The sequence below is a fragment of the Myxococcus dinghuensis genome (assembly GCF_024198235.1).
GTDB classification, from domain to species: Bacteria; Myxococcota; Myxococcia; order Myxococcales; family Myxococcaceae; genus Myxococcus; species Myxococcus dinghuensis.
In genome coordinates, this window is sequence record NZ_JAKCFB010000083.1 from 1 (window position 1) to 10,093 (window position 10,093).

Here is a 10,093-nt window from a genome sequence, read left to right on the forward strand (position 1 = left end):
TTCCGCTTCGCTTCAGAACCGACCGCGCTCCGCCGTCCTGTCCTGCTTCTGCTGCTTCTTCACATCCACCTCACGAGGGGGAGGTTATCCCCCAGAGCGGTGTCTCAAGAAACCCTGGGGCGGAGGAGCGCACGCATGCCGCAGCGACCGAATTTTGGGTAGGCACAGTAGTCGAGACCCGCCGTGCACCCGCACGGCGCCACATCTCAGCGCGCCGATAGCATGTGCACGGCGTTGTCTGAGACGTCTACCGTGCTCCACTGTGGTAAGGTCAGTTACAAGCGATGGGCGCGAATACCCAGTGGTCCTGCTGCCTACGGAGATTCGGTGGCGAAGACGAGCGACAAGCCTGACCTTAGCGGGTTGACGGAGGAGGCGGTGTTCCTCGCCGAGACGCTCTTGCCTGACGCTGGGGCTGGCTTCGCCGACCAGCGGCTTTCGGTGGCGGATGTCCTCGCGAAGGCGGACGTCGTTCTCGACACCAACGTCCTTCTGTTGCCCTATCGCGCTGGCACCAGCAGCCTTCATCAGATCGAGGCTGCGCTCACGCCGCTCCGGGACGACGGCAGGTTGTTCGTTCCAGGTCGAGTGGCGCGAGAGTTTATGCGTCTCCGGCCCGCAAAGCTGGCAGAACTGCTCCAGGCGCTCTCCGATCAATCGAGCCGCATCGTTGCTCCGGAGGACCCCGCCTATCCTCTGCTCAAGGACCTGCCCGAGTATCGCGCGCTCGTGGACGCCGTGGCCTCTCTGGGAGATGCGCGAGCGGCTTTCATCAAGGCGGTACGGTCACTTCGGGACACCATCTTGTCCTGGGAGGGCAACGACCCGGTGAGCGTCGCATACTCACGGTTGTTCACCCCGGCATGCATTCGAGACCCAATGTTCGACAAGTCCGAGGTGCTGAAGGACCTCCGTCGGCGCGTCGAGCACGAGATTCCTCCGGGCTACAAGGACGCTGCCAAGTCCGACGGTGGTGTCGGGGACCTCTTGATCTGGTGGACCATCCTCGAACTTGCACGGGAGCGCAAACGACCGCTCATCTTCGTGACGGGAGAGGAGAAGTCTGACTGGCAGCACCGCTCTGGTGGCCGCGGGTTCCTCCCTCGCTTCGAGTTGGTCGATGAGTACAGGCGAGCCTCTGACGGAGCGGCTTTCTACATCATCCAGATGAGCGAACTGCTGGAACTCCTTCAAGTGGAAGATTCCGCGGTCGAGGAGATCAAGCAAGAGGAGCAGCGCAGCCGGGAGACGACCCTTGAGTTGGTTGCATGCCCGAATTGCGAAAGCGCCGTCGAAGTTGAGTTGGGGCACAGCATTGGTTCAAGTGCAATGCCCAAATGCGCAGCCTGTGGTGCACGCTTCCACGCACACCGCAGCGGTGAGGGCGTATTCGCACGTGCGAGGGGAGGTGCACCTCGCGTCGACGGAGTGGCCGACGTGAAGGTGGACTGTCCGTACTGCGCCGCCGGTGTCTCCGTGCTCATCGGCCGGAACTTTATGGACAGCGCGTTGCCGACATGCACCTCGTGTGGCGAGAGATTCCATGCGCATCGGGCCCGCGACGCATCTGTGTTCACCCGTCGACGTGGGGATCGACCGCCGGGAACTCCCGATCAGGTTCCCAGCGCCTCTGCTGACGCCGACTGATCAGCCGCCGGGCCATGAACCCGGGATCAACTCGGCGGGGGAAAGTAAGGGTGCGGCTACTACAGCTGCACCGCCCGCTACAAACAGGGCAAGGAGGCGTGTCCGTTGACGACACCGCAACGCCCTTCACTGAGGAGTACGTCGTTGCCCGAATCATCGACCCGCCGCGGGACGGGACACTGATGGCAGGGACGAAAACCTCGCTGGAGCAGTGCCTTCAGATGCAGCGGGCGCGGCTGAAGCGGCGTCGAGAGGAACTGCCAGCGGAGCTGGCGAAGGCCTCGGCCAGCGTGGCGCGAAACGTGCGGGAACGATGAATTTGGAGGGTAGGGCGCGCGAGGCGATCTCGAAGCGGCTGGAGCTGGAGAGCGAGCGACTTGCGCCGCTGGGAGGGGAACCTGGCCGAGGTTGAGCGCACCGTGAAGGCGGTGAATGAGCAGCGTGCGGAAGGGGAGCGGGTGGCTCGGGCTCTCGGGGACTTCGCCGGCATGTGGGAGGTGGTCACCCCACCTAATCGAGGGCGACTACTCCGGGCGCTGGTGGAGAAGGCGGTGGTGGACGAGCGGGGCGAGCAGATGGAGGCGCACCTCGCGAAGTCCGCCGCGGCCACCGAGGTGGGAGGCTCTGCCCTGGGCGCTGAGGGGCAGGAGGCTGCGGCATGAGCAACGCTGACTCTGAGGAGAAGTCGCAGCCCGCCGACCGCCGAGTGCTGGTGGGGACGCTATTCAGCGAGAAGCGGAAGAAGCGCGTGGTCTTGCAGGAGGCTCCGCCACCACCGCCGCCTGCCCCCGTGCGTCGGCCGGCGCATGTGGCCCGGATGCTCGCCCTGGCGCACCACCTCCAGGGCGCCATCGATCGGGAGTTGGTGCCGAACCGAGCCACCGTGGCGCGCAAGCTGGGGCTCACGCGGGCCCGGGTGACGCAGCTGCTCGACTTGCTCCTGCTCGCGCCCGACCTGCACGCGAGGGTCCGCGAGTTCGAGGCGATCGACGGGGCCGAGCCGATGGCTGAGCGAACGCTCCGAGCGGTGGCTCACGCGGGCACGTGGGCCGAGCAGCGAGCGGCGTGGGCGAAGGTCGCGATTCGGGCTGCGAAGGCCTGACGAAGGTTCTCAGCGCCACGACGGGCCGTGTCGGCGTCGTCCCGTTCAGTCCAGCGCTCTACGACTCTCTTCGGCTCTTGTAGGCTTCATCCGCTTGATGCACTCTGCTCGGGTGTGCAGGAGTGACCCATGCCGAGCGGAGCCAGCATGATGACCACTGCCGAACCCTGGGTCTCGGTCGAAGACGTCGCCGCACACCTTGGCGTCGCGCGCGACTCCGTCTACCGCTGGATTGAGGGGCGTGGTCTGCCCGCTCACAAGCTCGGTCGCCTCTGGAAATTCAAGCTCTCCGAGGTGGATGACTGGGTCCGCGCGGGCGGCGCGGTCGATGACGAGCCCGAAGCCCCGCGCCGGCCGAAGCGCACCACGAAGAGCCAGACGAAGACCACGAGGAAGAGCTGATGTCGAAGAGCAACGGTGCGGGGAGTGCCGAGATCACGTCCACCAAGCGATTCGCGAGCTTCCGCGAGATCGCCGACTTCCTCTGGCAGAACGCCGAGCGGATGCGCGGTGCGTACAGGCCCAACGAGTACGACAAGGTCATCCTGCCGCTGCTCGTCGCGCGGCGCCTCGACTGTGTGCTCGAGCCTACGAAGGACAAGGTCCTCGCCCGTCTCGAAGCTCTGAAAGCCAAGGGCATGAAGGCGAGCGATCCGGCCGTGGACGTCGCCCTTCGCAAGATCACGGGGGTCCCCTTCTACAATACGTCGAAGCTCGACTTTGGGCGGCTCAAGGGCGATCCGAACCAGATCGCGCAGAACCTCCGCGGGTACTTGAAGGCGTTCTCGCAAAACGCGCGCGACATCCTCGAGCAGTTCAAGTTCGACGAGCAGATCACGCGGCTCGACGACGCCAACCTGCTCTACCAAGTCATCGGTCTCTTCGCGGAGGTCGACCTCCACCCCGACACCGTTCCAAACCACGTGATGGGGAGCGTGTTCGAGGAGCTCATCCGGCGCTTCAACGAGAAGAAGAACGAAGAGGCCGGTGATCACTACACGCCGCGCGAGATCATCCGGCTGATGGTCGACCTGCTCTTCGTCGAGGACGACAAGGCGCTGCGTCGCGCGGGCATCGTGCGGACACTGTTCGATCCTGCGTGCGGAACCGGCGGCATGCTGAGCGTCGCTGAGGAGTACCTGCGCGAGCTCAACCCCGACGCGCGGCTCGAGGTGTTCGGTCAGGAGCTGAACCCGGAGTCGTACGCGATCTGCAAGAGCGACATGATCATCAAGGGGCAGAACCCCGAGAACATCGTCCGCGGGAACTCGTTCGACCAGGACGGGCATGCGGGCCATCGCTTCGACTACATGCTGTCGAACCCGCCATTTGGCGTGGACTGGAAGAACGTGCAGAAGATCGTCGAGGCCGAGCGGGACACGCAAGGCTTCGCCGGGCGCTTCGGCGCGGGCACGCCGCGCATCAACGATGGCGCGCTCTTGTTCCTCCAGCACATGCTCGCGAAGATGAAGCCGGTCGACAGCAAGACCGGCGAAGGCGGTAGCCGCATCGGCATCGTGTTCAACGGCTCGCCGCTGTTCACGGGTGACGCCGGGAGCGGCGAGAGCGAGATCCGCCGGTGGATCCTCGAGAACGACTGGCTCGAGGCGATCGTCGCGCTGCCCGACCAGCTCTTCTACAACACCGGCATCGCCACCTACATCTGGGTGCTGACGAACAAGAAGCCGAAGCACCGGCGCGGCAAGGTGCAGCTCATCAACGCCGTAGAGCTGTTCCAGAAGATGAAGAAGTCGCTCGGCAACAAGCGCAACGAACTGTCGCCCGAGCACATCGCAGCGATCGCTACGACCTTCGGCGAGTTTCGTACGAGCGCGATCAGCAAGATCTTCGACAACGAGGACTTCGGCTATCGGCGGATCACGGTGGAGCATCCACTGCGGCTCTCGTTCCAGGCTTCGCCGGAGCGGCTCGCGCGCTTGCGCGAGGAGAAGGCGTTCGCCGCGCTGGCGACCTCGAAGAAGAAGGGCGCGGCGGGAGAGAAGGAGATCGCCGAAGGGACTGAACTTCAGGAGGCCATCCTCGCGGCGCTTGGACGACTCGACGCGAAGACGGTCTACAAGAAGCGCGAGCTGTTCGAAGAGGAGCTCGCCGTGGCGCTGTCGCGCGCGGGCCTCAGCGTGCCGGCGCCAGTGAAGAAGGCGATTCTCTCGGCGCTCAGCGAGCGCGACGAGAGCGCCGACATCTGCACGGACTCCAAGGGTCGCCCCGAGCCCGACGCCGACCTTCGCGACACCGAGAACGTGCCGCTCAAGGAGGATATCGCGGCCTACTTCGAGCGCGAGGTGAAGCCGCACGTGCCGGACGCCTGGATCGCTGGGGTCGACATCCAGGGCGGCAAGGCGGTCATCGTCGACGAGAGCAAGGTGAAGGTCGGCTACGAAATCCCGATCTCGCGGCACTTCTATCAGTACACGCCGCTGCGCCCGCTTGCGGTGATCGAGGGCGAGATCCGCGCGCTGGAGAAGGAGATCCAGGGGCTGCTTCGCGAGGTGCTCGCGTGACCGGGACGGCAACTCAAGCGAAGGCGCGAAGGATGAAGCCATCGGGGCTCGGCTGGGCTGGCGACATTCCCTCCGACTGGGACGTCGCCAAGATTTGCCTCGTCGCCAAGCTTGAGTCCGGCCACACGCCAAGCCGCCAACATCCCGAGTACTGGGTGCCGTCGGAGTGCACGATCCCGTGGTTCTCGCTCGCCGACGTGTGGCAGCTCCGCGAAGGCACGCAGGACTACCTTGGCGAGACCAGCGAGTGCATCAGCCCGATGGGCATCGCACACTCGGCAGCGCGCCTCTTGCCTGCTGGGACCGTCGCCCTCTCGCGCACGGCCTCTGTCGGCTTTGCCGGGATCATGCCGCGACCAATGGCGACGACCCAAGACTTCGCGAACTGGGTGCCGGGTGAGCGCGTCGTCTCTGAGTACCTGCTCTACGCCCTGCGAGCGATGCGTGACGAGTTCTCGAGGGTGATGACGGGCTCGACCCATCAGACAATCTACATGCCAGACATCCGGCGGCTCGCGATCCCCGTGCCACCGCGCGACGAGCAGACGCGAATCGTTGCGCACCTTCGTGCGCGCTTGCCGAAGCTGGACGCACTGATTGCGAAGAAGGAGCAGGTGCTCGCGCTCCTCGCGGAGAAGCGGCAGGCGCTCATCACGCAGGCCGTGACCAAGGGGCTCGGCCCGAACGCGCCGATGAAGGAATCGGGCAACGAAGCTCTGCCGTCGATTCCGCGCAATTGGCAGATCGTACCTCTGCGATACCTACTCAGTTTCGGGCCGAGGAACGGGGTATCGCCGCCGACTGCAGCCGGTGAAGGCGTGCTGTCCTTCTCCATTTCGGCTGTGCGCGACGGCAAGGTCACGATCGAGGGCAACGAGAAGTACGTCGACTTCGACCGTGCTTCGGCTCGCGCGTACTGGCTTGCGCGCGGAGACATCCTGCTCATGCGCGGCAACGGGAGTCTCTCTCTTGTCGGCACCTGCGGTCTCGTCGAGACCGTGCCGGAGGAGTGCACGTATCCGGACATTCTCATGAGGATGCGCGCTGGAAGGCGGCTCATGCCCGAGTTTCTCGTCGCTGCGATCAACTCGCCCTACGTCCGCGGGCAAGTCGAGACCTTGGCGAAGACGTCCAACGGAACGTTCAAGATCTCGGGCGAGGACGTTCGCACCCTTCAGATCGCTGTACCGCCCATCGACGAGCAGCGGCAGATCGTCACCCGGATGCACGTGGAACTCCGTCGCCTCGATGGGGTCGCCGTTCGAGTCGGCGACCAGCTTGATCGCCTCCGCGAGTATCGCCAAGCGCTCATCACCGCCGCCGTTACCGGCAAGCTCGACATCGCTTCGGTCGCTCTAACGGCTTCCGTAATCAGCCACCACGCGGAGGCCGAACTCGCATGACCGCCAAGCACACCGAGCGAGCGTTCGAGGACGCCATTGAGCATCACTTGGTGACCGTCGGCGGCTGGCGCAGGGTCGAGCCGCAGGCCTTCGACCGCAACCGGGCGCTCTTGCCGACCGAACTCTTCGCCTTCATCGAGGCCACGCAGAGCGCGCTCTGGGCCGAGCTGCGTGCGCAGCATGGCGCCGGGCTCGAGGCCGCTGTGCTCGACGCGGTGGTCAAGGCGCTCAACAGCCGAGGCACCCTCGATGTGCTTCGGCATGGCCTCAAGTTCTTCGGCAAGAGGATCGACTGCGCGACCTTCAAGCCAGCCCACGGCCTGAACCCCGACGTGCTCGCGGCCTACGCCGAGAACCGACTCGCGGTCACGAGGCAGGTGCGCTTCGCGCCGAGCGGCGACAAGGACGAAGACCACTCCGTCGACCTGATGCTGTCGCTCAACGGTCTGCCGATCGCAACCGTCGAGCTGAAGAACCCGCTAACGCAGCAGACCGTTCAGCACGCCATCGCGCAGTACCGCGCGCGCGATCCCCGGCACCGGCTCTTTCAGTTCAAGCGGAGCGCGCTCGTCCACTTCGCCGTTGATCCCGACCTCGCCTACATGACCACCCGGCTCGCTCGCGAAGGTACGACGTTCCTGCCCTTCAACCGCGGCGGGCACGGCGGTGCAGGCAACCCCGAGCACCCGAGCGGCTACCGCACCGCGTACCTCTGGGAGGAGGTCTGGCAGCGCGACTCCTTCCTCGACATTGTCGGCCGATTCCTCCACCTCACCAAGGAGGAGAAGCTGCGCGCGGGCAAGAAGGTCGAGGAGGAGAAGAGCGTCTTCCCGCGCTACCACCAGCTCGACGCGGTCCGCAGGCTCGAGGCCGCCGCGCGCGTCGATGGGCCCGGCCACAACTACCTGATTCAGCACTCGGCCGGATCGGGGAAGTCGAACAGCATCGCGTGGCTCGCGCACCGTCTCGCGAGCCTGCACGACCAGAGCGACGCGCGCGTGTTCGACTCGGTCATCGTGATCACGGACCGCCGCGTGCTCGACAAGCAGCTCCAGGACAACATCTACCAGTTCGAGCACAAGCAGGGCGTCGTCGCGAAGATCGACGAGCACTCCGACCAGCTCGCAGCGGCGCTCGCGGATGGCACGCCGATCATCATCACCACGCTCCAGAAGTTCCCGGTCATCCTCGACAAGATCGGCAAGACGAAGAGCAAGAGCTACGCCCTCATCGTCGACGAGGCGCACAGCTCGCAGACCGGTGAGTCGGCGAGGAAGATGAAGCAGGTCCTCGCCGCAACCTCGCTCGAAGAGGCCGAGCGTGCCGACGCCGAGGGCGATGAGGACGACTCCGAGGAGAAGGTGCTCGCGGCCGTGATGGCTTCGCGCGGGCGGCAGAAGAACCTCTCGTACTTCGCCTTCACCGCGACGCCCAAGGCCAAGACGCTCGAGATCTTCGGCACGCGCGACGCCGAGGGAAAGCCGCGCCCCTTCCACCTCTACTCGATGCGCCAGGCGATCGAGGAGGGCTTCATCCTCGACGTGCTCAAGAGTTACACTACGTACAAGGCGTTCTACCGGCTGGTGAAGGCGACCGAGAACGATCCGCGCGTGCCGAAGAAAGAAGCGGCGCGCCAGCTCGCGCGCTTCATGAGCCTGCATCCGCACAACGTCGCGCAGAAGACCGAGGTCATGGTCGAGCACTTCCGCGCCAAGGTCCGGCACAAGCTCGGTGGACGCGCCAAGGCGATGCTCGTCACGAGCTCGCGCCTGCACGCGGTTCGGTACAAGCAGGCATTCGAGGCCTACCTGAAGGAGAAGGGCTACGGGGACATCGGCGTGCTCGTTGCGTTCTCGGGCACGGTGAAGGATCCCGACACGGACCTCGAGTTCACCGAGCCGGGCATGAACATCGACAGGCGCGGAAAGCACATCTCCGAGGCCGCTCTGCCCGGCGCCTTCGACGGGGACGAGTTCCAGATCCTGCTCGTCGCTAACAAGTACCAGACCGGCTTCGACCAGCCGCTTCTCCATACGATGTACGTGGACAAGCGTCTCTCGGGCGTGCAGGCCGTGCAAACGCTCTCGCGCCTGAACCGCACCGCGCCCGGCAAGACCGACACCTTCGTCCTCGACTTCGTGAACAACACCGAGGAGATCCAGCGGAGCTTCCAACCCTACTACGAGGCGACCACCGTCGCCGACACGGCCGATCCGCAGCAGCTCTACGACCTCGCCCACAAGCTTGAGGCCGCGCAGGTCTTCTGGAAGTCTGAGGTCGAGGCCTTCTGCAAGATGTTCTTTTCGCCGCGCGAGAAGCAGACCGTGCATGATCAGGCCGAGATGAACCGACACCTCAACCCGGGCGTCGACAGGTTCAAGGCGCTGGACGAGGTGCCGCGTGAAGAGTTCAAGAACCGGCTCGGGGCGTTCGTCCGCCTCTACGCCTTCCTCTCGCAGGTGATGCCGTTCACCGACCCGGACCTCGAGAAGCTCTACACGTTCACGCGGTTCCTCGAGACCAAGCTGCCGCAGGATCCGAAGAAGGACCCGCTCCAGCTCGACGGTGACGTAGCGCTCAAGTACTACCGGCTCGACAAGCTGTCGGAGGGCTTCATCGTCCTGCGAGTCGCCGAGCCCTGCGTTGTCTACGGCGCCTCCGAGGTCGGCACCAAGAAGGCCAAGGACGACGAAGCGCAGCTCTCCGAGATCATTGAGGTGCTGAACGAGCGCTTCGGTACCGAGTTCAACCAGGTCGACCAGATCCTCTTCGACCAGTTCGTCGCCGCCGCGAAGCTCGACGACGAGGTGGTCCAGCGCGCGAAGGCCAACCCGCTCGACAACTTCGCCCTCGCGATGAAGGGCAAGGTCGAGGGGCTGATGGTCGACTGCATGGACCAGAACCAAGAGATCGTCACCCGCTACCTCAACGACCCGCAGTTCCAGGACCTCGCGTTCCGTCTGATCGTGAGGCGGATCTACGACGAGATTCGAGACGGCAAGAGCGAGGCGAATGTATGACGGCGACGACTCCAAACATGGGGAGGGCCCGGCGCACAAACAACGGCGTGAGCGATCACGATGGAAAGCGTGTCCCTTTCTGCAGGCAACAGGCGCGTTGTGCCCTCTGCAAGGAGGATAAACATGGCACGCGCTGACCTGCTGTTGGACATCGTCAGAGCTGGGGCGGAGGGCAACCAAGAGCTGTTTCGGAAGGCCCTTGAAGCCCTCATCGCCGAGGAGCGGGCGAAGCAGCACAACGTACTAGCCGACCAGCTCGCGGCACACCTTAGAGGCTCTAACAAATGTCAGGGTAGAGGCGGCGCAGGAGCATGAGGCAGCAACCGAGGACGAGGAAGCCGAAGTGGACATCGTCCCTGCGTTCGTCGCGGACTCGAAGCCGGCGGAACTGGTTCTTCC

The 10,093-nt window shown here is 64.8% G+C and carries 9 protein-coding genes; all 9 read left to right on the plus strand.

The window, feature by feature from the left end:
• Positions 1-327 precede the first annotated feature (327 nt).
• On the plus strand, positions 328-1,647 hold the full coding sequence (locus tag LZ198_RS42090) for a PIN-like domain-containing protein (protein WP_253977823.1): 1,320 nt from the start codon (positions 328-330) through the stop codon (positions 1,645-1,647).
• Positions 1,648-1,745: 98 nt separating this feature from the next.
• Positions 1,746-1,964 carry a hypothetical protein gene (locus LZ198_RS42095; protein ID WP_253977824.1) on the plus strand — a complete coding sequence of 73 codons (219 nt, stop codon included), beginning with the start codon at positions 1,746-1,748 and terminating at the stop codon, positions 1,962-1,964.
• A 60-nt stretch (positions 1,965-2,024) separates the two neighbouring features.
• Positions 2,025-2,309 (plus strand): hypothetical protein, encoded by a 285-nt coding sequence (locus tag LZ198_RS42100; protein ID WP_253977825.1) that lies wholly within the window; start codon positions 2,025-2,027, stop codon positions 2,307-2,309.
• Positions 2,306-2,749, plus strand: a complete 444-nt coding sequence (locus LZ198_RS42105; RefSeq protein ID WP_253977826.1) for a hypothetical protein — start codon at positions 2,306-2,308, stop codon at positions 2,747-2,749. The genes LZ198_RS42100 and LZ198_RS42105 overlap by 4 nt, the downstream gene beginning before the upstream one ends.
• 129 nt (positions 2,750-2,878) lie before the next feature.
• Positions 2,879-3,151, plus strand: coding sequence for a helix-turn-helix domain-containing protein (locus LZ198_RS42110; protein ID WP_323383485.1), 273 nt, complete (start codon positions 2,879-2,881; stop codon positions 3,149-3,151).
• The gene (locus LZ198_RS42115) at positions 3,151-5,271 is read left to right on the plus strand and encodes a type I restriction-modification system subunit M (protein WP_253977827.1); all 2,121 of its coding nucleotides are present in this window, start codon (positions 3,151-3,153) and stop codon (positions 5,269-5,271) included. The genes LZ198_RS42110 and LZ198_RS42115 overlap by 1 nt, the downstream gene beginning before the upstream one ends.
• A gap of 32 nt (positions 5,272-5,303) precedes the next feature.
• Positions 5,304-6,674, plus strand: a complete 1,371-nt coding sequence (locus LZ198_RS42120) for a restriction endonuclease subunit S (protein ID WP_253977828.1) — start codon at positions 5,304-5,306, stop codon at positions 6,672-6,674.
• A complete protein-coding gene (locus tag LZ198_RS42125) occupies positions 6,671-9,694 on the plus strand; it encodes a type I restriction endonuclease subunit R (RefSeq protein ID WP_253977829.1) in 3,024 nt (1,007 codons plus the stop codon). The genes LZ198_RS42120 and LZ198_RS42125 overlap by 4 nt, the downstream gene beginning before the upstream one ends.
• A 123-nt stretch (positions 9,695-9,817) precedes the next feature.
• Entirely contained in the window at positions 9,818-10,009 is a 192-nt protein-coding gene (locus LZ198_RS42130) for a hypothetical protein (RefSeq protein ID WP_253977830.1), read from the plus strand.
• Positions 10,010-10,093 lie beyond the last annotated feature (84 nt).